The 20,101-nt window shown below is 68.5% G+C and carries 20 protein-coding genes; 4 read left to right on the top strand and 16 right to left on the bottom strand.

The window, feature by feature from the left end; genetic code table 11:
• Positions 1 to 93: 93 nt before the first annotated feature.
• Positions 94 to 1,146 carry a threonine-phosphate decarboxylase CobD gene (gene cobD, locus Sp245p_RS08085; RefSeq protein ID WP_014240774.1) on the bottom strand — a complete coding sequence of 351 codons (1,053 nt, stop codon included), beginning with the start codon at positions 1,144 to 1,146 and terminating at the stop codon, positions 94 to 96.
• A 34-nt stretch (positions 1,147 to 1,180) separates the two neighbouring features.
• Here cobD and cbiB point away from each other — a divergent pair, with 34 nt between their 5' ends.
• Positions 1,181 to 2,143: an adenosylcobinamide-phosphate synthase CbiB gene (gene cbiB, locus Sp245p_RS08080; protein ID WP_014240773.1), complete on the top strand. Its 963-nt coding sequence runs from the start codon at positions 1,181 to 1,183 to the stop codon at positions 2,141 to 2,143.
• Between the two features lie 43 nt (positions 2,144 to 2,186).
• Here cbiB and Sp245p_RS08075 read toward each other — a convergent pair whose 3' ends face one another.
• From Sp245p_RS08075 to Sp245p_RS08035, 9 genes are all read right to left on the bottom strand, one after another.
• Positions 2,187 to 3,605, bottom strand: a complete 1,419-nt coding sequence (locus Sp245p_RS08075) for a homospermidine synthase (RefSeq protein ID WP_014240772.1) — start codon at positions 3,603 to 3,605, stop codon at positions 2,187 to 2,189.
• Positions 3,606 to 3,745: 140 nt separating this feature from the next.
• The gene (locus tag Sp245p_RS08070) at positions 3,746 to 5,020 is read right to left on the bottom strand and encodes a type III PLP-dependent enzyme (protein WP_014240771.1); all 1,275 of its coding nucleotides are present in this window, start codon (positions 5,018 to 5,020) and stop codon (positions 3,746 to 3,748) included.
• 421 nt (positions 5,021 to 5,441) lie between these two features.
• Positions 5,442 to 6,266, bottom strand: coding sequence for a hemerythrin domain-containing protein (locus tag Sp245p_RS08065; protein ID WP_014240769.1), 825 nt, complete (start codon positions 6,264 to 6,266; stop codon positions 5,442 to 5,444).
• Between the two features lie 132 nt (positions 6,267 to 6,398).
• Positions 6,399 to 6,962: a 1,2-dihydroxy-3-keto-5-methylthiopentene dioxygenase gene (locus Sp245p_RS08060; RefSeq protein ID WP_014240768.1), complete on the bottom strand. Its 564-nt coding sequence runs from the start codon at positions 6,960 to 6,962 to the stop codon at positions 6,399 to 6,401.
• Positions 6,963 to 7,062: 100 nt separating this feature from the next.
• A complete protein-coding gene (locus Sp245p_RS08055; RefSeq protein WP_014240767.1) occupies positions 7,063 to 8,307 on the bottom strand; it encodes an MFS transporter in 1,245 nt (414 codons plus the stop codon).
• A 129-nt stretch (positions 8,308 to 8,436) separates the two neighbouring features.
• Positions 8,437 to 9,309 (bottom strand): VOC family protein, encoded by an 873-nt coding sequence (locus Sp245p_RS08050; protein ID WP_014240766.1) that lies wholly within the window; start codon positions 9,307 to 9,309, stop codon positions 8,437 to 8,439.
• Positions 9,310 to 9,384: 75 nt separating this feature from the next.
• The gene (locus Sp245p_RS08045) at positions 9,385 to 9,897 is read right to left on the bottom strand and encodes a thioesterase family protein (RefSeq protein WP_014240765.1); all 513 of its coding nucleotides are present in this window, start codon (positions 9,895 to 9,897) and stop codon (positions 9,385 to 9,387) included.
• 46 nt (positions 9,898 to 9,943) lie between these two features.
• Positions 9,944 to 10,336, bottom strand: coding sequence for a MerR family transcriptional regulator (locus Sp245p_RS08040; protein ID WP_014240764.1), 393 nt, complete (start codon positions 10,334 to 10,336; stop codon positions 9,944 to 9,946).
• A 135-nt stretch (positions 10,337 to 10,471) separates the two neighbouring features.
• A complete protein-coding gene (locus Sp245p_RS08035) occupies positions 10,472 to 12,190 on the bottom strand; it encodes a long-chain-fatty-acid--CoA ligase (protein ID WP_109138450.1) in 1,719 nt (572 codons plus the stop codon).
• Between the two features lie 234 nt (positions 12,191 to 12,424).
• On the opposite strand from Sp245p_RS08035, the gene Sp245p_RS08030 reads away from it, so the two are divergent.
• The 3 genes from Sp245p_RS08030 (at position 12,425) to Sp245p_RS08020 (ending at position 13,766) form a co-directional block, all read left to right on the top strand.
• Positions 12,425 to 12,733, top strand: coding sequence for an SCP2 sterol-binding domain-containing protein (locus tag Sp245p_RS08030; protein ID WP_014240763.1), 309 nt, complete (start codon positions 12,425 to 12,427; stop codon positions 12,731 to 12,733).
• 92 nt (positions 12,734 to 12,825) lie between these two features.
• A complete protein-coding gene (locus Sp245p_RS08025; RefSeq protein ID WP_014240762.1) occupies positions 12,826 to 13,458 on the top strand; it encodes a DUF6134 family protein in 633 nt (210 codons plus the stop codon).
• A 23-nt stretch (positions 13,459 to 13,481) separates the two neighbouring features.
• A complete protein-coding gene (locus Sp245p_RS08020) occupies positions 13,482 to 13,766 on the top strand; it encodes a DUF1488 family protein (protein WP_014240761.1) in 285 nt (94 codons plus the stop codon).
• Positions 13,767 to 13,889: 123 nt separating this feature from the next.
• On the opposite strand, the gene Sp245p_RS08015 is transcribed toward Sp245p_RS08020, so the two are convergent.
• The 6 genes from Sp245p_RS08015 to Sp245p_RS07990 form a co-directional block, all read right to left on the bottom strand.
• Complete coding sequence (locus Sp245p_RS08015) at positions 13,890 to 14,642, bottom strand: ABC transporter ATP-binding protein (protein WP_014240760.1); 753 nt, start codon at positions 14,640 to 14,642, stop codon at positions 13,890 to 13,892.
• The gene (locus Sp245p_RS08010; protein ID WP_014240759.1) at positions 14,630 to 15,394 is read right to left on the bottom strand and encodes an ABC transporter permease; all 765 of its coding nucleotides are present in this window, start codon (positions 15,392 to 15,394) and stop codon (positions 14,630 to 14,632) included. The genes Sp245p_RS08015 and Sp245p_RS08010 overlap by 13 nt, the downstream gene beginning before the upstream one ends.
• 5 nt (positions 15,395 to 15,399) lie before the next feature.
• Positions 15,400 to 16,431, bottom strand: coding sequence for an ABC transporter substrate-binding protein (locus tag Sp245p_RS08005; protein ID WP_014240758.1), 1,032 nt, complete (start codon positions 16,429 to 16,431; stop codon positions 15,400 to 15,402).
• Between the two features lie 196 nt (positions 16,432 to 16,627).
• Positions 16,628 to 18,502 carry an adenylyl-sulfate kinase gene (gene cysC / locus Sp245p_RS08000; RefSeq protein WP_014240757.1) on the bottom strand — a complete coding sequence of 625 codons (1,875 nt, stop codon included), beginning with the start codon at positions 18,500 to 18,502 and terminating at the stop codon, positions 16,628 to 16,630.
• A gap of 18 nt (positions 18,503 to 18,520) precedes the next feature.
• The gene (cysD, locus tag Sp245p_RS07995) at positions 18,521 to 19,318 is read right to left on the bottom strand and encodes a sulfate adenylyltransferase subunit CysD (RefSeq protein WP_014240756.1); all 798 of its coding nucleotides are present in this window, start codon (positions 19,316 to 19,318) and stop codon (positions 18,521 to 18,523) included.
• Complete coding sequence (locus tag Sp245p_RS07990; RefSeq protein ID WP_014240755.1) at positions 19,315 to 20,049, bottom strand: phosphoadenylyl-sulfate reductase; 735 nt, start codon at positions 20,047 to 20,049, stop codon at positions 19,315 to 19,317. Before Sp245p_RS07990 ends, cysD begins: the two co-directional genes overlap by 4 nt.
• Positions 20,050 to 20,101: the final 52 nt, after the last annotated feature.

Here is a 20,101-nt window from a genome sequence, read left to right as displayed (position 1 = left end):
GCAAACAAGGAGTACGTTAGCCGATGCGCGTTTTTGCCCCTGTGTGCCATCTTGTCGCGCTATGGTGGTGATCGCCTATCCTGAGCGCAAAATCTATCGGTTTTTGAACGTTCCGCACGCCGTTGTGACACGGTCTTCCGCCAGCGTGTCCGCCGGCAGGCCCAGCCTCAGCCACCCTTGCCGATAGTCGAACCGGCGCACCAGCACCCCGGCCAGGCCCAACTCTTTGTAAAGCCCGGCAGACTGAGGATCGTCTATGAGACGAAAGAGCGACGTGCCTCCGGCGACGCGCACTCCAGCCTCCATCAGCCGTGCGTCGAAGCGGGCAGCAGCGTCGGCCAGACGGCGCCGGGTGGCGGCGATCCACGCCGAATCCGACAGCGCCGCGGTCGCGATGGTCAGCGCCGGGCCCGACACCGCCCACGGCCCCACGGCGGCGCGCAGATCACGGACCAGCGCCGGCTCGCCGAGCAGGAAACCGAGCCGGACTCCGGCCAGCCCGAAGAACTTCCCAAAGGAGCGCAGGATGACCAGACCGGCGCGCCCGGCCTCCGACGCTACGCTGCACTCCGGGGTGACCTCGGCGAAGGCCTCGTCCACCACCAGCCAGCCGCCCCGCGCCGCCTGCCGCTCCGCCAGGGCCAGCAGGGTTTCGGGCGGGACGATGCGGCCGTCCGGGTTGTTCGGGTTCACGACCACGACCACGTCGGCGTCGCATCCCTCCAGCGATTCCACCTCGGCCACGCGATGGCCGGCCTTGGCCCAGCCCGCGGCGTGTTCGGCGTAGGTCGGCCCGAGCACGGCGACCGTCCCCGGACGGCGCAGCCGCGGCAGAATCTGAATCAGCGCCTGGGAACCGCCCGCGGCGGCGACGCGGTCCGCCGACGGCACGCCGTAGCAGGCCGCCGCAGCCTCGCGCAGGGCCGTTTCGGCCGCGCGGCCCGGCAGACGCGCCCAGGCATCGGCCGGGATGGGCGGCAGCGGGTAAGGCCAGGGGTTGATGCCGGTGGACAGGTCCACCCAGGGCTCAGGCGCCCCCGGAAAGGCCGCCCGCGCCGCGTCGAGGTCGCCGCCATGGATGATCTCGCCCTGAACGCCTCTCTCTTGGACGATCCTCTTGGACCCCGCCGCCGATTCCGCCATCATCCCGCCCCTTCCCTTCCCCAAAGGATTCGATCCCGTGGAGCTTCATCCGTCCGTGCTCGCCGCCGCTCTCCTCATCGAGGCCGCCGCCGGCTATCCGGACGCACTCTACGCCCAAATCCGCCACCCAGTGGTGTGGATCGGGGCGCTTATCGCCCAGCTTGACCGCGCGCTCAACCGGGAGCGCGATTCCTTTGCCATCCGCAAGGCGGCGGGGGTGCTGGCCCTGCTCGTCCTGCTGCTGGTGGTGGGCGGTGCGGCGTCGGCGGTGGCGGGGCTGTGCCGGCACCTGCCGCTCGGCGGCCTCCTCGAAGCGGCGCTGGCCTCCACCCTGCTGGCGCAGCGCAGCCTGCACGACCACGTCGCCGCGGTCGCCACCGCCTTCCGCGACGGCGGGTTGGAGGCGGCGCGCGAGGCGGTGTCGCGCATCGTCGGCCGCAACCCGGCGAGCCTGGACGAGCATGGGGTGAGCCGCGCCGCCATCGAAAGCCTGTCGGAGAACTTCTCGGACGGGGTCGTCGCCCCGGCCTTCTGGCTGCTGGTCGGCGGGCTGCCGGGAATCGCGCTCTACAAGGCGATCAACACCGCGGACAGCATGATCGGCCACCGCACGCCCCGGCACGAGGCGTTCGGCTGGGCGGCGGCGCGGCTGGACGATCTGGTCAACCTGCCCGGCTCCCGCCTGTCGGCGCTGCTGATCTGGGTGGCCGCCCGCTTCACCGAGGGGGCCGACGCGGCCGAATCCTGGCGGTCGGTGCGGCGCGACGCCCACCGCCACCGCTCGCCCAACGCCGGCTGGCCGGAAGCGGCGATGGCCGGGGCGCTCGACCTCCGGCTCGGCGGGCCGCGGGTCTATGGCGAGGTTCGGATTGAGGACGCCTGGATGGGGCCGGGGCGCACCGCCGCCACCGCGCAGGACATCACCCGCGCCCTTCACCTCTACCGGCGCGCCTGCATCGCCCTGGTGGCCGGCGCGCTGCTGCTGGCGCTGACGCTCTGAGCGCGCCAAAGGAAAAGGGGCTCCGAAGAGCCCCCCACCTTGTTCAGGCAACCCGGAAGTTCTTGAACTGCCAGGGATCGTCGTGGTCGATGTCCTCGGGGAACAGGCGCTCGCGGTCCTGCAGCGGTGTCCAGTCGCCGTAGGCGCCGACCAACTCGCCGAGATAGGGCTTGGCGATCTCCAGGATGCGCTGGAAGTCGATCTCGTCCGGCTCGACGATGCCGCGGTTGGGATTCTCCAGCGCCCAGACGATGCCGGCGAGGACCGCCACCGTGACCTGCAGCGAGGTCGCGTTGTTGTAGGGCACCAGGGCACGAGCCTCGTCGATGCCCAGCCGGGAACCGAACCAGTAGATGCCCTTCTTGTGGCCCATCAGCAGCACGCCCAGCTCGTCGGTGCCGCTGACGATCTCGTGCATCATCAGGCGCTGGCTTGGCTGCATGTACCAGTTCTTGCCGGCCAGCTCATGCACCGACTTCACCGCGTCGTCGCACGGGTGGTAGGCGTAATGCACGGTCGGGCGGTAGGTGACATGGTTGCCGTCGCGCTGGGTGTAGTAGTCGGCGATGGAGATCGCCTCGCTGTGGGTGATGAGGAAGCCGTGGAACGGCCCCTCCAGCGGGGTCCAGGTGCGCACGCGGGTGGAGGCGCCGGGCCGCATCAGGTAGATGGCAGCGTCGCAGCCGAACTCGTGGCGGCGGCCATCGGCCGGGAAATGCTTCTCGTGGCTGCCCCAGCCGAGTTCGGTGGGCTGGCAGCCCTCGCCGACGAAGCCGTCGATCGACCAGGTGTTGACGAACTCGCCCACCTTCTTCGGCTCGTTGGAGACCTGGGTGTCGCGCTCGGCGATGTGGATCACCTTGACGCCCAGCTTGGCGGCCAGGGCGCCCCAGCCGGCGCGGTCCTTCGGAACCTCCGTCGATTCGCCGGTGTCGGCGGCGACGTTGAGCAGCGCCTGCTTCACGAAATGCGAGACGAGGCCGGGGTTCGCGCCATGGGTCAGAACGGCGGTCGGCCCACCCTCGAAGGCGGCGCGGTGCGAAAGCGCGGTCTCGCGCAGGGCGTAGTTGGAGCGCAGCGACGGCGACAGGGACGGGTCGGTGTAACCGCCGGCCCACGGCTCGACGCAGGTGTCGATGTAGAGCGCGCCGACCTTGTGGCAGAACTCGAACAGGGCGACGGACGACACGTCCACCGACAGGTTGACGAGGAAATCGCCCTTGCCCAGCATGGGCTCCAGCACCTGGGCGTAATTCTCCCTCGTCAGCGGCAGGTTGATGAATTTGACGCCAAGCTCATCCGCCTCGGCATGACCGCGCTCCTCGGCGGTGACGATGGTGATCTGGTCCTTCGTGATTCCGATGTGGCGCAAAATCAGGGGCAAAACTCCCTGGCCAATCGATCCGAAGCCGACAATGACCATGCGGCCGGTGAAGGTGATGTGCTTGGTGTCCAGGGTCATCTAAGACGGTCCCCCGTGGTTGGCGTGACAGAAATACAGCCCGTCACCCTCGCGCCTCTTGCAAAGGCGGAGGGTGGCGGACCAACGATGGTTTACGGTGATTTTTTAGGGATATCCACAGCTTTCCCGCGATGCGGGACTTATGCCACGCAGCTCTTGAGGACGTAGCCGGGCGTTTCCAGCAGCGGCGCGTCCGAAACCTCGACCACGCGGGCCTGGTCGAACCCGTTGAAAGCGGTGCGCAGGCAGGAGCCGTAGGCCCCCAGCTGGCCCAGCTCGATCCAGTCGCCGGCGCGGATGTCCGCCGGCAGGTGGAACGGGCCGTTCATGCGGTCCGCGCTGTCGCAGGTCGGGCCATAGAAGGCGAAGGCCTCCACCGGCTCGTCGCCCATCGGCGCGAACGGACGGATCATGCGGGCCGGGAAGCGGAAGCCGGGAACCCCGGCGTCCGACAGGGCGCCGTAGACGCCGTCGTTGATGAACAGCTCGTTGCCGCGGCGCTTCACCACCTGCACGACCAGCGACACGCCCGGCGCGACCAGAGCGCGGCCCGGCTCGCACCAGACGCGGCAATGGGCCGGCAGGTCGAGCTTCGCCACGCCGCAGGCGATGGCCTCCATGAAGTCGCCGAGCGGCGGCGGGGTGACGCCCGGATAGGAGACGGGGAAGCCGCCGCCGACATCCAGAACATCAATCACCACGCCCGACTCCGCGATGATGCGGCCGGCCAGCTCCAGCGCCCGCTCATAGGCGGACGGGTCGAGCATCTGCGAGCCGACATGGAAGGACACGCCGACCTTCGGGGCCACCATTCGCACGGCCTGAAGCAGTTCGACCGCCTCCGTCGCCGGGGCGCCGAACTTGCCGGACAGGTCGTAGACCGCGTTGCCCTTCGGCAGGGCCAGACGCACGACGAGGCCGAGATCCTGGGCGTCGCCCGTCTCCTCCAGAATCTTCTGAAGCTCCTCCATGCTGTCGAGCACGAAGTCGCGCACGCCGTACTGCTGGTAGGCGGTGCGGATCGCCTCGCGCCCCTTCACCGGGTGCATGTAGTGCAGCACCGCGTCCGGGAACATCTGGCGGATCAGGCGGATTTCGCCCGGCGAAGCCACGTCGAAGTGGCGCACGCCGCCGGCCCACAGGGCGCGCAGCACCGCCGGCTCCGGGTTGCACTTCACGGCGTAGAGCACGTCGCCCGACACGGCGGCGTCGAAGGCGGCCACAAAGCTGGACGCGGTGTCGGCCAGGACGCCCGGACGGATGCAGTGCATCGGCTCCTCGGGCCGGGCCATCGCCACCGCCTGATGGACGGAGGTGCGGCGGTCCGACACCGGCGAAGCGCCGAAGGACGGGGCGGAGACGGAAACGCCGCGGCGCAGCGGGGCGACGGCGGAACGGGAACGGATGAAGCCCATGGCGCACTCCTTACCCTGGGCCACCCGGCGCGGGGCGGTCCAGCGAACAGACGGGAATCCGGCGCGGCCTTCAAAGCCGCAGACCAGAATTCGGGTTGTGGTGAAAGGCGACGGAGAAAAGCCGGGTCAAACGCTCACGAGCGGGCTAACAGCTCCGCAGGTTCAAAGCGTCGATGTCCGGCTATGGGCTACCGTCTGAGAGCCCTGCCGTGGAGAGCCAACATGCCTACCTCCCTCTCGGGACCGGCCCACTGATGACCGGTTCTGCCAAAAAGGACGCGGTACGTCGTTGCATAACCACAGAGGGCCATTGGCACGTGCGAGTGCGTCGTCCCCGATGAATTACGCTTTTTCCCCGGCGATTCAAGTGATTTTTTGATGACAGGCCGGTATCGGCCCGGGATCGCAACGATGACAGCGGTCAGCGGGGCGCCGCGTCCGCCGCCTCGGCGAAGGTCGGACGGTCGGAGCCGAGCACATGGTCCATCAACCAGAAGCGCAGGAATCCCCGCACCGCCACGCCGGGGTCGAGCCGGCCGCTCTCCACCTGCTGGCGGATGCGGGCGAACTGCCCCTCCAGCAGCCGGTGATGGTTGCGGTGGGCCACGAAGCGGCTGGGCGCCACACGGCGCAGCACCCCTTCCTCCATGGCGAAATGGGCGTGCACATGGTCGTGGAGCAGCCCCAGAAGGTCCAGCAGTTCGCCGGTCGGCGCCCCTTGGCGGCTCATCATATCCAACTCGTTCATAAGTTCGGCGAGTTGGCGGTGCTGCGCGTCGAGCGGACCCACCCCAACCTCGAAAGCGCTGTCCCAGGCGATCAGGCTCTGCCCTTCCGGTGCCAGGGAGGCGGCGCGCACCAGCGCTGTGTAATCACCGTCGTGGCGGATCTCGTGTCCGCACAGAGCGGCGTCCAGAGTGCCCGCCACCGTGCACAGGAAATCCGACGTGACGTCGCAGTCGCGCACATAGTCGATGAGACGGCCGAACTGCTGGTCCAGCATCGCGTGATGGCTGGCGTGCTCCTCCCACCGGGTGAATCCGGCGGCGCGGATGATGACCTCCTCATGGTCGAAATGCGTGCGCATCTCGTCCGCGAATCGGCTGAAGCGGGGGACCATGGAATCGCGGGAAGCCCCGTCCGCGCACGCGCGGCGGATGGCGTCGACATGGTCCATCAGCGAGCTGTGGGCCGCGTCGATGAAGCCGTTGCCCGTGCGCGGAACGGTGTGGCCGTCCGTGGTCATGGAGCCTCCGAAGCGGGTGACGCGCCGCCATTGGATCGGCGCCGATACCGAAGGGCTTGTAACAGCACCGCTTTTCGCCCGCAATCGGCTGCGGCGAAAGGTAACGGCGGCGGCCGGGTCATGGTTGACGGGTCATACGACGCAACCGGTTTCCGACTCGAACTTCGGGAAGCGGTCGGCGATCACGTCACCGGTGAAGGTCGCCACCCAACCATCCGGGCGCGTGAAGAAACGGATGGCGGTGAATTCCGGGTCCGGCCCCATGTCGAACCAATGCTTCGTCCGCGCCGGTATGCTCAGCAGGTCGCCGGCCCCGCACACGACGCGGAACACTTTCTCGTCCACGTGCAGATAGAAAGCGCCGCTTCCCTGCACGAAGAACCGGGCCTCGTCCTCCTCGTGGGTGTGCTCCGCAAGGAAGGCGGCGCGGCGGGCCGCCGCGTCCGGCTGGCCGCGTGGCATCCGCACCACGTCGGCGGACTGGAAGCCGCGCGCCTCTTTCAGGGCCGTCACCGGCCTGGAGTAGGCGTCCAGAACCGCTTGGGCGTCGGCGGAGTCGGGGATGGCTTGGGGCGCCGGCCAGCGCTCGAACAACACGCCGGCCAGCGCCAGATGGGCGGTGACCAGCGCCGGGTCGGCGGACGAAAGTTCCGCAATGGTGGGATCGGTGTCGCTGTAGACGGACAAACGGGCCATGGTCGCCTCGTTGTGCAGGTGCGCTCAGAATGAGACGAAGCGGCGCCCGGCGCAACCGAAACGGTTGAAACCATACTTCAGTATGCGCGCAATGAACGAATCAGCGGCGGACCGCCAGCCCCAGCGACACGATCAGCCCGACCGCGAGCAGAAGCCCGACGAATCCGCCGACTCCGGCCCAGCCGAAGGCGTACCAGAAGACGCCGCCCAGCGTCCCGGCGATGGTGGAGCCCATGTAATAGCAGAACAGATAGATCGCCGACGCCTGACCACGGTTGACCGGCGCCCGCTGCCCGATCCAACCGGAGGCGATGGTGTGGACCCCGAAGAAGGCGAAGGTGAACAGGGCGATGCCCGGAACCATCGTCCACAGGCTGTCCGGCGTCATCAGTGCCAGACCGGCCGCCATCATCGCCGCGGCAGCGGCCAGCACCCTGCCCCGCCCCAGCCGCACCGCCAACCCGCCGAACAGCGGCGAGCTGACCACCCCGCAGAGATAGACCGTGAAAACGGCGCCGACCGCCGCCGGGCGCAGGTCGAAGGGCGGCGCCAGCAGGCGGAAGCCGATGTAGTTGAAGACGGTGACGAAGGCCCCCATGGACAGGAACCCCATGGCGAACAGGGCAAGCAGCCCACGGTCCATCAGGTGCCCGCGCCACGCCTCGGCCAGTTCCCGCATGCCCGCCGGCCGCCGCTGGAAGTTGCGCGATGCGGGAAGCGCGAACCACACCGCCAAAGCGGCGGCGATTCCCAGCGTGCCGATCACACCCATCGCCATGCGCCAGGACGCGACATCGGCCACCAGCGCCGTCAGCGCCCGCCCCGACATGCCGCCCAGCGCCGTACCGCCGATGTACAGGCCCATGGTGACCCCGGCGGAGCGCGGGTCCACCTCCTCCGACACGTAGGCCATGGCGACGGCGGGAAGACCGCTGAGCGCCATCCCTTCCAGCGCCCGCACCAGCAGCAGCGAGGCCCAGTCCGGCGCCATCGCCCCGCTGATGCCCAGCGTGCCGGAGGCGAGCAGGGAAAGCGCCATGATCGCCTTGCGCCCGAACCGGTCGGACACCGCCCCGGCGACGAGCAGCGCGAAGGCGAGGACGCCGGTGGACACCGACAGGGCAAGGCTGGACTGCGCCGGGGTGACCCCGAACTCCCGCGTGAACTCCGGCATCAGCGGCTGCACGCAGTAGAGCGCGGCAAAGGTGGAGAAGCCGGCAACGAAGAGGATGCGGCTCGCCCGCTTGTAGGCCGGCGTTCCGGCGACGAGATACGTAGTCCCCGGTTCGGCCGCCCCCTGCCCTGCCGGTTCGATCCGAACCCTGCCGAAATCGCCGTCCGCCACGTCGGTCCATCCCCATGATGCGTTGCAACATGCACGCAAGAGGGGAATGTGCGCCCGCGACAGCGTCCTGTCCAACGGATCGGACGCAGTGCAGCAATATGATTCCGTTATGACAACCGGTCGGCGGGTTTACGGGATCAGCGCGCCGAGGTCGAACTCCTTGGCGAAGGCCAGCATGGCGCCGCAGGCGCTGGCGGACGACACGCGCAGCACGCCGTTGCCGACGACCGTCGGGAACTTGCTCTTCTGAAGCGCTTGCTGGGCGCGCTCCAGATCGGCCACCGTCAGCACCATGCCGGCCAGGAAGGGGCGCGGAACCGTCAGCGCCGGGTCGCCGGTCCAGCCCCAATGCAGCGCGGCGGGATCGGCCACAACGATGGGGGCGCTGCCGGTCGGAACGACGCGCGCCGGCCCCCGCACCTCCACCGCCGTGCCGAAAAGCCGGGCGTAGGAGGAGGCGGTGGCGTCGGGATCGTCGGCGGCGACGACCATGGCGGCGAGGCCGGTCACCGTGTTGTCGTGCTGGATCAGCTCCGGACGCCAGACCACCTCGGGGGTGTGGTGCTGGCACAGGAAGACCCGCCCGCCCCACTCCGGCACACCGTCGATCGGGGTCGTCGTGAAGCGCGCATGCTGCGCGCCGCCCGGCAGCTCGACGGGACGGCCGAACTCCACCGGCTCGCCCGCCGGATAGCCGGCCTCGACCAGGAGGCGTTGCGCCGCCCGCGCGTCGTCGGTCTTCAGCGCCGCCGCCGCGATTCCCTCGCGGGTTTTCAGAACGTCGCTGAAAAAGGCGGTGAAGGGGTGCGGCTGTTCGATGGCGAGCAGTTCCAGATAATCGCCCGCCCCGAACATCATGGTGTGGTTGGCCGACTTCAGTTCACCATGCCGGCCCTTCGGCGAGATGGTGAAGCCCATGCGGCGATAGGCGTCCTGCGCCTTCTCCAGATCGCGGACGACGATGACGAGATGGTCGATGCCGTTGATTCCGTGTGCGCCCATGACCCTTGCCCTTCCGCTTTGCCGGCTTTTCGCGTTCGGCCAGCCATAGTGCAAGGAGACGGCGCGATGCAATAGTCAGGGCGCCAGCGGTCGCTCGCGCCACGCGGCGACGACGTCCGGCATGGGCGGCGATTCCCCATGCTCGCCATGGATCGCCAGAATCTCCGCCGGAGCGACCACGGCGCCGCGCGCCACGAAGGCCCCCTGCACCACGGCCAGCGCCGCCGTGCCCGTGGCGGTCTCCACCCGGTGCTCGATGAAGAAATACTTGTCGTCCCAGCACAGCACGCGGGTCGCCAGCTCGAAGCGCTGGAAGGGCGCCAGCGGGCGGCGGAAGCGCAGGTTGGCGGCGCCGATCACCGGTTGCCAGCGGTGGCGCAGGATCGACCGCCCCATGCCGGAGCGCAGCATCAGATCGACGCGCCCCAGGTCCATGACGCTGAAATAGCGGGCGTTGGTCATGTGCATGTTGAGGTCGAGGTCGGTCGGCCACACCCGGAAGCGAAGCCGCGCCGGTTCCAGAAACCCCACCGACCGGCCGGTCAGAGCGGCCGCGATAACGGCGATCAGGCGGAACAGCAAATTCATAACCCTATCCCCTCCGGCCCGGCCGGGCGGACGGGACCGCACCGGCTCAGGCGCTCTTGGACGCCAACCCGCGCTCGTCCAGCGCGGCCTGCACCTGGGCCCCGATCTCCCGCAGTTCGCCCACGGTCGCCTCCAGGTCCTGGCGCTGCTGCTCCAGATCCTTCAGCCGCGCGTCGATGCGCTTCTGCAGGACCTTCAACTGCTCCACCCCGCCATCGACGTTGTAGAGGTCGAGATACTCGCGGATCTCCGCCAGCGAGAAGCCCAGCCGCTTGCCCCGCAGGATCAGCTTCAGCCGGGCGCGGTCGCGCTTGGTGTAGACGCGGTTGTTGCCCAGGCGGTTGGGCGACAGCAGCCCCTTCACTTCGTAGAAGCGGAGGGCGCGCGGCGTGATACCCAGTTCCTCCGCCAACTGATTCACCGTGTAGAGCTGTTCCATGGTGGGGGCACGCCTTCCGTCACGTCGCGCCGCGGCGGCGTGAGGAACGAAGGCCGCTCGCTCCACGCCGCCGGACGGCGTCTCCGTTCCTACCACACACACCACGGCGTGACAAAGCCACGCGCTTTTCTCCGGTCACCCCTCCGGCTTTTGCAAGCTTTCGGCAATCAGCTCCTTCTTGGACAGCTTGCCGACCGCCGTCTTGGGCAGCTCGGCGCGGAATTCGATCAGCTTCGGCATCTCGATCCGCGAGATCTTGTCGCGCAGGAAATCCTTGAGCCGTTCCGCGGTCAGACTGGCGTCGGGCTTGAGCTGCACGAAGGCCTTCGGACTCTGGCCGCGGTAGTCGTCGGGGACGCCGATGACGCAGACGGCGACCACGTCCGGGTGATGGTAGATGGCCTCCTCGATCACGCGCGGATAGACGTTGTAGCCGCCGCAGAGGATCAGGTCCTTGAGCCGGTCGAGCAGGAAGACGTAGCCGTCCTCGTCCATCACCCCGACGTCGCCGGTGAACAGCCAGCCGCCGACGATCGTGCGCCGGCTCTCCTCGTCCTTGTTCCAATAGCCGGCCATGACGTTGGGGCCGGACAGCACGACCTGCCCCTTCTCGCCGGGCGGCAACACGCGGTCGGGATCGTCCAGCGCGCGGATCTGCACCATGATGCCGGGCAGAGGCAGGCCGATGGAGCCCTCCTTGTTCACCCCGGTCAGCGGGTTGCAGGCGCAGACCGGCGACGCCTCGCTGAGACCATAGCCCTCGACCAGCACGCAGCCGGTGGCCTCCTCGAACCGGCGCTTCAGCTCCATCGGCAGCGGCGCCCCGCCGGAGATGCAATAGCGGATCGACCGCATCGGATGGCGCGCCACGTCGGGATGGCTCAGCAGCGCCTTGTACATGGTCGGCACGCCAGGCAGCAGCGTGGGCTTGCGCCGCGCGATGGTCTTCAGGACCTGCAGCGTGTCGAAGCGCGGCAGCATGACCAGCTCCGCCCCCGCCGCCAGCCCCATGTTCAGGATCACCGTCATGGCGAAGACGTGGAAGAAGGGCAGGACGGCGAGCATCCGCTCCTTCCCCAGCGCCATGCCGGGGAACCAGGCCTGCACCTGCCGGGCGTTGGCCACGAGGTTGGCATGGGTCAGCATCGCCCCCTTGGGCACGCCGGTGGTCCCGCCGGTGTATTGCAGCACCGCCACGTCGCGCCGCGGGTCCAGCCGCACCGGCGGCATCACGCCGTCGTTGGCGAGCAGCGCGTCGAAATCCACATGCCGCCCGTCCTGCGGGATGCTGGCCAGCTCGCTGCGCTTCAACACACGGAACAGCACGCTCTTCACTGGGGACAGGATGGAGGCCATGCGGCAGACGACCACCGTCTTCAGCCGCGTGCGGTCCAGCATCGCCTCGATGCGCGGATGAATCTGCTTCAGATCGAGCGTGACCATGATCTCGGTCCCGGAATCCTCGATCTGGTGCTCCAACTCCCGCTCGACATAGAGTGGGTTGTAGTTCACCACCGTGCCGCCGGCCTTCAGAATCGCGAAATAGGCGATCACGTAGGTCGGCGTGTTCGGCAGGCACAGCCCCACCCGCACACCCGGCTTCACGCCCATCGTCGCGAAGCCCTTGGCCGCCCGGTTCACCAGCCCCAGCACCTCCGCGTAGCGGTAGCGGCGGCCCAGGAAGTCCAGGCAGGGACGGTCGGCGTAGCGGCGGGCGGCCTCCTCGAACAGCTCGGCCAGCGGCATCACGGGGATCGGCTGGTCCCAGGCGATGCCTTCGGGGTAATGCACCAGCCAGGGATGGGCCGGCCTGTCGTCCCCGATGCCGCCCCGGCGCGCAAGATTCTCGGTCATCTCCGATCCTCCCGGCTGCGCAGCGGTCAGGACAAACGACGGCGGAAGGCGGTGCGGGGCGATGGGATTCCGGGCGCGGCGGCGGTCGGCATGGTTTCACTCCCCTCGATTGATTTGATGGTTCCCGGATCGTTGTGGCGCCGAAAACCTTTTGGTTATGACGTTGACGTAAACGTAAACTCTACCTACTGTCAAGATCCGATGAACACGAATCCAGGGGAGAGAGACTGATCCATGGTTGAGGACATCCTGCGCGAACTCCAGTCCCGCTCCACCAGCTTCCGCAGCCTGAAGGCCGACGTCCGCTTCGCGCTGGAGGACGGCGAGGCGGTGCGGGTCAACGCCCGCGAGACGCCCGTCGCCATCGCGCGGGAGGATGCCGGGGACGCCGATCCCGACTGCACCATCCGCATCTCCGCCGAGAACCTGAAGAAGCTGATGGACGGGCGGCTGAACCCGATGCTGGCCTTCACCATGGGCAAGCTGAAGGTGGACGGCTCGATGGGCGTCGCCATGAAACTGGCGCAGCTTCTCGACGACTGAGCGCCTGCGACCGGGCGACGGAACCGGACGGCGGCACCATAAGCCGCCGCCGCACAACGACCACAAAGGGCGAACACAGGGAGGGAACATCCATGACGCACGCCCTGCGCGCGGCGCTGGCGGCCGCCGGCCTGCTGCTCTCCGCGACCGCGGCCCACGCCGCCGAGCCGCGCACGCTGACTTACCGGATCCTGATGGGCGACGATCCGGTGGGCAGCGAAACCGTCCGGCTGGAGCCCCAGGGCGAGGTGACCAAGGTCGCCGTCACCGCCTCGACGCGGGTGAAGGTGCTGTTCATCAACTTCCGCTACGATCACAAGCGGGAAGAGGTCTGGAAGGGCCGGACGCTCGAATCCATGAGTGCCCAGACCGACGACGACGGCACGCCCCACACCATCCGCATGTTGCGGACCGGCGGCGGTTACTCCGTCACGGTGGATGGCAAGACGGGCGAAACCGGCGCCGACGCCCTGCCCCTGACGCTGTGGACCCCGGAGGTGCTGAAGCGCCCCACCCTGCTGTCGGTCATCGACGGCAAGCCTTACAGCGTGCGCACCGACCTCGTCGGCACCGAGACGCTGACCGTCGGCGGGCGCGCGGTGCCGGCGCAGCATCACCGCATTTCCGGCGACGTGGAGCGCGACCTGTGGTTCGACGCGCAGGGCACCCTGCTGAAGACCCGCTTCAAGCGCAGCGGCTACGATGTTACCTACATCCTGGACTGAGATGTGTTCTGCGTGAGGGTGTGATGCCGCTGTTCATGTTCCCCGACGACCCGTCCTGGAACGAGGAAGCCGACGCCGTGGAGTTCGCGGTGGAGGTCGGGGAGTATCACGGGCGGGTCTTCGTCCCGCGCCGCGCTTTGCAAACCCTCGCCGGCCATCTGCCGAAGCCGGACGAGGCGCTTCAGTATGTCTGCCTGAACCGCCCGGTCTTCGACAAGGCGGTGGAAGCCCGCATCATGGACCGCAAGCTGGACCCGGATGCGAACGTCCATCTGACGGCACGGGACGTGCGGCGGGTGGCGCCGTAGGAGCTTCAGTGGTCGCGTCGGGCCCCCACCCAACCCTCCCCCGCTTCGCAAGGGAGGGCTTTTCTCCTCCCCCTGCGGAGCGGGGGGAGGTCGGGAGGGGGGCCCTACACGACCCCCCTACCCTCAAATGCTGTAATTGTCCGCGATCCCCGACCGCAGCTGCTCCACCTGCTCGCGGAAACCGCCGCTGTCGCGGCCCGGCTCGTTGCGGACATCCTGGACGATGCGCGCCGGGCTGCCGCCCAGCACGATGATGCGGTCGGCGAGATGCACCGCCTCCTCCAGGTCGTGCGTGACGAACAGCACGGTCTTGCCGGTCTCGCGGTGGATGCGCAGCAGTTCGTCCTGAAGGCCGTGCCGCGTGATGGCGTCGAGCGCGCCAAACGGCTCGTCCATCAGCAGGATGTCGGGATCGACGGCCAGGGCGCGGGCGATGCCGACGCGCTGGCGCTGGCCGCCCGACAGCTCGTAGGGCCAGCGCCGGCCGTAATCGTCCAGCCGGACGAGGCGCAGCGCGGCGGCCACCCGCTCCTCCCGCTCGGCGGTGGAGATCGGCAGCCCCTCCAGGCCGAAGCGGACGTTCTTGGCGACCCGCCGCCAGGGCAGCAGGCGGGCGTCCTGGAAGACGAGGCTGACCGGACGGTGGCCCGGCTTCTTCGTCTCGTGAATGGTCACGGCACCGGCGCGCGCCGTGTGCAGCCCGGCAACGACGCGCAGCAGGGTCGACTTGCCGACGCCGGACGGCCCGACGATGGCGACGAAGCTGCCGCGCTCGATGGACAGGTCGACGTCCACCAGGACCGGCGGGGCCTCGGCGCCGTAGCCGATGGCGACGCCCTTCAAATCGATCACAGCGGAGCCGTTTACTTTTGCCATGCGAGCACCCGCTGCTGAACCTGCATGAACAGGAAGTCGCACACGCCGTAGAGCGCCGCGATGGTGACCATGTAGAGCACGACGATGTGCGTGGCGAGCAGGCCGGAGGCGTCGGACATGCGCGCGCCCAGGCCGGAGATGCCGAACAGCTCCGCCGCCACCACCGTCATCCAGCCCTGCCCCAGCCCGGCGCGCACGCCGGCCAGGATGCCCGGCAGTGCGCCGGGCAGGACGATCTTGAACAGGCGCGGGATCAGCCCGCCCTGCCCGAAGGCGTGGCCGAGTTCGATCAGGTCCTTGTCCACCCCGCGCACCGCGCTGTAGGTGGCGTAGTAGTTGATCCAGAAGACCGTCAGCGCGATCAGGAAGGTCGCCGCCGACTTGCTGACGCCGAACCAGATGATGGCGAAGGGAATCCAGGCGATGGACGGGATGGGGCGCAGCATGCGCACCACCCAGGCTTGGAAGGCATCCCAGATGCCCCAGGTCGCCGCCGCGGTGCCGAAGGTGATGCCCAGGACGGTGCCGAGCGCCAGCCCCGACAGGTAGTGCGACAGACTGGCGAAGACCATCGCCTGCCAAGTGCCGGACCGGAACTCCGCCAGGAAGGCGCCGGGCACGGCGCTGGGCGACGGCAGCAGGCCGGAAGGCACGATGCCGCTGCGCGCCAGCGCTTCCCAGGCGAGCAGGAAAGCGCCGACGCCGAGCGCCGACAGGGCGATGGAGCTGTGAAGCTTCAGCGGCTGACGCATCGCGCTTACTTCGCGGCGGCCGCGTCGTAGAAGCGGAAGTCGAACGCCTCCGCCACCGGGACGGTGCCTTCGGCGGAGCCGATCTCCTTGGCGTAGGCCATCATCTGCTCGACCGCCGGGACCACGCCGTGCGGGTCAGCGACGAACTTGGACCCCGGCGAGCGGAAGGCGGCCTCCAGCGTGGCCGGCTCCATCAGGCCCTTGCCGAGATACTCGTTGGCGACCTTGGCGGAGCGGGCCGGGTCCTTGGCGATCAGGTCCACGGCGCGGATGTGCGCCTTGAGCAGGCGGGTCAGCGCCTCGCCATGCTCCTTGGCGACCGGGCCGCGGACCGCGATGACGGTGCCGGGCTGGTTCGGGAACATCTCCGCGCCGGTGGCGAGCAGGCCGACGTTCGGATCGACCTTCTGGGTCACGGTCACCGTCGGCTCACGAATGGTGGCGGCGTCGAGGGCGCCGGCGAGCAGGGCCTGCTGGGTCTTCTCGATGCCCATGGAGATGATCTCCACGTTCGCCGGGTCGGCCTTCACCACCTTGAACAGCCAGTGGCGCAGCACCGTGTCCGGGACCGAGCCCGGCGGCTGCGTGCCGATCTTGACCTTGCGGCCGCCGTCGGCGACGAACTTCGCGATGGACTCCGCGGTGGCCTTGCCGCCCAGCGCCTTGGCGAACTCGCCGCGGCTGGCGACGACCATCTCCTCGACCGCCGAGTTGGCGATCACCGACACGTCCGCGCCCTTCGAGCGGGCGACCAGGACCGGGGCGACGCCGGCGTAGAGCAGGTCGATCTTGCCGGCGGCCATCGCCTGGATCGCGTGCGGGCCGGATTCGAACTTGGTCAGCTTCAGGTCGATGCCCGCCTCGCGCGCCCAGCCTTCCCCTTCCAGGATGAACAGCGGAGCGGCGGCGAGGATGGGGATGTAGCCGACCTCCAGCTTCACCGGATCGGCTGCGCGGGCCGCACCGGGCGTGAGGGCGGCCAAGGAGGCGACGGCGGCCACGGCCAGCATTGCGGAGCGTCGGGTCAGGGCGGTCATGGTTCCATCCTCGCAGAAAATTGCCCGCCTATTTAGCACATCTCCTATCGGAAGGAAGAGCGAATTGCACATTCGCGAATGATGAAATGCCGGATTTCACATAATACGTTTCGGGATGTGAAATCTGAACCACTATAGAAAAAGCCCCTCCGCGGCGACGCGAAGGGGCTTTTTCCAGAACGGATGGGCGAAGCCGCTATACCCGGCCGCGCTTCAGGGCGTTCCGGCCGAACGCGCCATCCACATAGTCGAGCAGTTCGCCCAGCGCCTCCACCGGGGTGACCGTGCCGGTGTCGATGGTCAGCTCCGCCGACTCCGGGGCCTCGTAGGGGGCGGAGACGCCGGTGAACTCCGGGATCTCCCCGGCGCGCGCCCGGCGGTACAGCCCCTTGGGGTCGCGCGATTCGCAGGTGGCGAGATCGGCGGCCACATAGACCTCGTGGAAGCGTTCGCCGCCGATGGCCCGCGCCCGCGCCCGGTCGGCCTGGAGCGGCGAGATCAGCGAGGCGATGACCAGAACGCCGGCGTCCGCGAACAGCTTGGCCGTTTCGGCGACGCGCCGGATGTTCTCCGCCCGGTCCTCCGCCGAGAAGCCCAGCCCGGCGTTCAGCCCGTTGCGCACATTGTCGCCGTCCAGAACGAAGACCTGCCAGCCGCGGTCGAACAGGGCGCGCTCCAGCGCCATGGCCAGGGTGGACTTGCCGGCCCCGGACAGGCCGGTCAGCCAGAGGACTCCGCCCTTGTGACCGTTGGCGGCGTTGCGCTCGTCCGCCGTGACGGCGTGCGAGACCTCGGTCGTGTTGGCCGACGCGGCGGGACCCTCGTCCACCTCGACGACGATGCAGCCGCCGACCACGTCGTGGCCGTCGATCAGCACGCCGCGCCCGGTCCGCGACAGCGTCGACGCGAGGTCGACCGCGATCGGCGAGCGGGAGCGCAGGACGACCTCGGCCACCTCGTTGCGGTGGACCGCCTTCGCCGGGGTGCTCGACAGATCCTCGATGTCGATGACGGCGGTGATGCTCTCCACCGTCACGCGGTGCTCGCCCGTCGTGATCTTCAGCGTGTAGGTCTTGCCGACCGCCAGCGGCTCCGAGGTCAGCCAGAAGGCGCGGACGCCCAGCCGGTGGGTGACGTACGGCGCCCCCTCCTCATGGTGTGCGACGTGGCCGCGCTCGGCGAAGATGCGCTTGTCCAGCGTGATGCCGATGCTCTGCCCGGCCTGGGCGGCGACGATGGGCTGGCTGTGGTTCCACCCCTCGATGCTGACCACCGTGGCGGTGGCGCCGGTCGGCGAGAAGCGCAGCGTGTCGCCGACGCGCAGGCGCCCGCTCTCGATGCGGCCGGCCAGAATGCGGCGGTCGTCGGGCTTGTAGACGTCCTGGAGCGGGAAGCGCAGCGGCAGTTCGGTCGGCGCCTGCTGCGGGCGGAAGGCGTCCAGCGCCTCCACCACGGTCGGGCCGTCGTACCAGGGCGCCTTGTCGGAGCGGGTGACGATGTTGTCGCCGTGGCGCGCCGCGATCGGGATCACCGTGGAGGTGTGCAGGCCGAGTTCCGCCAGATAGGCGCGAATCTCCTGCGACACCGCCTCGAACCGGTACTGGTCGAAGTCGACGCGATCCATCTTGTTGACGGCGACGGCCACCTGCCGCACGCCCAGCAGATGCAGCAGGAAGGCGTGGCGGCGCGACTGCTCCAAGGCACCCTCGGCGGCGTCGATCACCAGCAGGGCGGCGTCGGCCTGCGAGGCGCCGGTCACCATGTTCTTCAGGAACTCGGTGTGGCCCGGCGCGTCGATGATGACGTAGGGGCGCTGCTCCGTCTTGAAGTGGATCTGCGTGGTGTCGATGGTGATGCCCTGGTCGCGCTCGGCCTGGAGTGCGTCCATCACGAAGGCCCATTCGAAGGGCATGCCGCGCTTGCGGCTCATTTCGTGGACCTGCTCCACCTTGCCGTCGGGCAGGCTGCCGGTGTCGTTCAGCAGGCGCCCGATCAGCGTCGACTTGCCGTGGTCGACATGGCCGACGATGACGATGCGGAGTTGGCCGTTCAATTCGTTCCGGATGTCCATGGTCCCAATCCCCGCTTCTTACATGTAGCCCGAGCTGCGCAGGCGCTCGAAGCTGTCCTCGGCTTCGTTGTCCATGGCGCGGCCGGCGCGCTCCGGAATGCGGGTCACGACCAGTTCGGCGATGATCTCGTCGATGGTGCCGGCGGTGCTGTCCACCGGGAAGGTGATGTTCTTCTCGCCCAGCGAGCGGTAGCGCTTGCCGTCCTTGGCGAAGTACAGCGGGACGATGGGAATCCCCTCGCGCTTGGAATAGCGCCAGATGTCCAGTTCGGTCCAATGCAGCAGCGGGTGGATGCGGACGTGGGTGCCTTCGTCGAAGCGGGTCTTGTAATGGTCCCAGAACTCCGCCGGCTGGTCCTTCACGTCCCAGTCGCCTTCCAGCGAACGCGGGGAAAAGACGCGCTCCTTGGCGCGGGTCGCCTGCTCGTCGCGGCGGATGCCGACCATGATTCCCTGGTACTTGCCGGTGCGCAGGAGGTTCTTCAGCCCCTCCGTCTTGCGGGCGGCAGCGCGGGTCAGCGGCGGCAGGGTCTGGTCCATGTCCGCTTCCGGCGGGCACTGCTCCACCCGCAGGTCGAGGTCCCACTCCCCGGCGATGCGGTCGCGGAAGTCGTAGACCTCCTGCAGCTCCATTGCCGTGTCGAGCTGGACGACCGGGAACGGCACGCGCCCGAAGAACGCCTTGCGGCAGAGCCAGAGCAGGACGTTGCTGTCCTTTCCGATCGACCACAGCAGAGCCAGCTTGTCGATGCGGTTGTAGGCCTCGCGGAGGATGTAGATGCTCTGGCTCTCAAGGTAATCGAGATCGGCGGTCATTGTGCGGTTCCGGTCTTCTTGAAGGTGTGAATGCCGCATTCGGTCTTGGCGGTTCCGGCCCAGCGGCCCGACCGCGGGTCCGCACCGGGAGCGACACGCTCGGTGCAGGTGAAACAGCCGATGGACAGGAAGCCGTCGGCCTCAAGCGGGTGGCGCGGCAGGTTGCGCCGCGCGAATTCCTGGTCGATCCGCTCGCGGTCCCAGTGGGCGAGCGGGTTGATCTTGATGCGGCCCGTGCCCTCCTCCGTCTCGAACAGGGGAAGGGCGGCGCGTGTGGAGGCCTGGAAGCGCTTGCGCCCGGTCACCCAGGCGTCGAAACCCTCCAGCGCACGGTCCAGCGGCACCGTCTTGCGCAGATGGCAACAGGCGTCATGCGAGCGGGTGAACAGCAGGCCGTCGGGGTCCTCCGCCGCCAGATCCGCGTCGGTCGGGCCGATCGTGCGCACACCGGTCAGGCCGAGCGCGGACACCAGCTTGTCGCGGTAGCGCAGCGTTTCCCCGAACAACTTCCCCGTGTCGACGAAGAGAACCGGGAAGGACGGGTCAGCCTCCGCCGCCAGGGCGAGCAGCACCGCCGATTCCGTTCCGAAGGACGAAACCACAGCGACGCGACCGTCGAATTCATCACGCAGAAGGGCGTTCAGAAGCACCGCCCCGTCCAGCCGTCCGTAACGTTCGGTCAGATCGGCCACGCGGTCGAGTTTCACAGCCTGAGCAAGTCCATCAAGCATGGCCTATTTGCCTATCCACGAAGTGGAGTATTTGTTCTGAATTGCACATTAA

It is taken from the genome of Azospirillum baldaniorum (assembly GCF_003119195.2).
Taxonomy (GTDB): domain Bacteria; phylum Pseudomonadota; class Alphaproteobacteria; order Azospirillales; family Azospirillaceae; genus Azospirillum; species Azospirillum baldaniorum.
Note: the sequence above shows the minus strand (reverse complement) of the source record. Positions and strands in the feature narration are given on the sequence as shown.

Coding starts and splice junctions, on each gene's coding strand:
- cobD (WP_014240774.1), bottom strand. CDS start 1,146: ATGATGGCGGAATCGGCGGCGGGGTCCAAGAGGATCGTCCAAGAGAGA.
- Sp245p_RS08075 (WP_014240772.1), bottom strand. CDS start 3,605: ATGACCCTGGACACCAAGCACATCACCTTCACCGGCCGCATGGTCATT.
- Sp245p_RS08070 (WP_014240771.1), bottom strand. CDS start 5,020: ATGGGCTTCATCCGTTCCCGTTCCGCCGTCGCCCCGCTGCGCCGCGGC.
- Sp245p_RS08065 (WP_014240769.1), bottom strand. CDS start 6,266: ATGACCACGGACGGCCACACCGTTCCGCGCACGGGCAACGGCTTCATC.
- Sp245p_RS08060 (WP_014240768.1), bottom strand. CDS start 6,962: ATGGCCCGTTTGTCCGTCTACAGCGACACCGATCCCACCATTGCGGAA.
- Sp245p_RS08050 (WP_014240766.1), bottom strand. CDS start 9,309: ATGGGCGCACACGGAATCAACGGCATCGACCATCTCGTCATCGTCGTC.
- Sp245p_RS08045 (WP_014240765.1), bottom strand. CDS start 9,897: ATGAATTTGCTGTTCCGCCTGATCGCCGTTATCGCGGCCGCTCTGACC.
- Sp245p_RS08040 (WP_014240764.1), bottom strand. CDS start 10,336: ATGGAACAGCTCTACACGGTGAATCAGTTGGCGGAGGAACTGGGTATC.
- Sp245p_RS08035 (WP_109138450.1), bottom strand. CDS start 12,190: ATGACCGAGAATCTTGCGCGCCGGGGCGGCATCGGGGACGACAGGCCG.
- Sp245p_RS08030 (WP_014240763.1), top strand. CDS start 12,425: ATGGTTGAGGACATCCTGCGCGAACTCCAGTCCCGCTCCACCAGCTTC.
- Sp245p_RS08025 (WP_014240762.1), top strand. CDS start 12,826: ATGACGCACGCCCTGCGCGCGGCGCTGGCGGCCGCCGGCCTGCTGCTC.
- Sp245p_RS08020 (WP_014240761.1), top strand. CDS start 13,482: ATGCCGCTGTTCATGTTCCCCGACGACCCGTCCTGGAACGAGGAAGCC.
- Sp245p_RS08015 (WP_014240760.1), bottom strand. CDS start 14,642: ATGGCAAAAGTAAACGGCTCCGCTGTGATCGATTTGAAGGGCGTCGCC.
- Sp245p_RS08010 (WP_014240759.1), bottom strand. CDS start 15,394: ATGCGTCAGCCGCTGAAGCTTCACAGCTCCATCGCCCTGTCGGCGCTC.
- Sp245p_RS08005 (WP_014240758.1), bottom strand. CDS start 16,431: ATGACCGCCCTGACCCGACGCTCCGCAATGCTGGCCGTGGCCGCCGTC.
- cysC (WP_014240757.1), bottom strand. CDS start 18,502: ATGGACATCCGGAACGAATTGAACGGCCAACTCCGCATCGTCATCGTC.
- cysD (WP_014240756.1), bottom strand. CDS start 19,318: ATGACCGCCGATCTCGATTACCTTGAGAGCCAGAGCATCTACATCCTC.
- Sp245p_RS07990 (WP_014240755.1), bottom strand. CDS start 20,049: ATGCTTGATGGACTTGCTCAGGCTGTGAAACTCGACCGCGTGGCCGAT.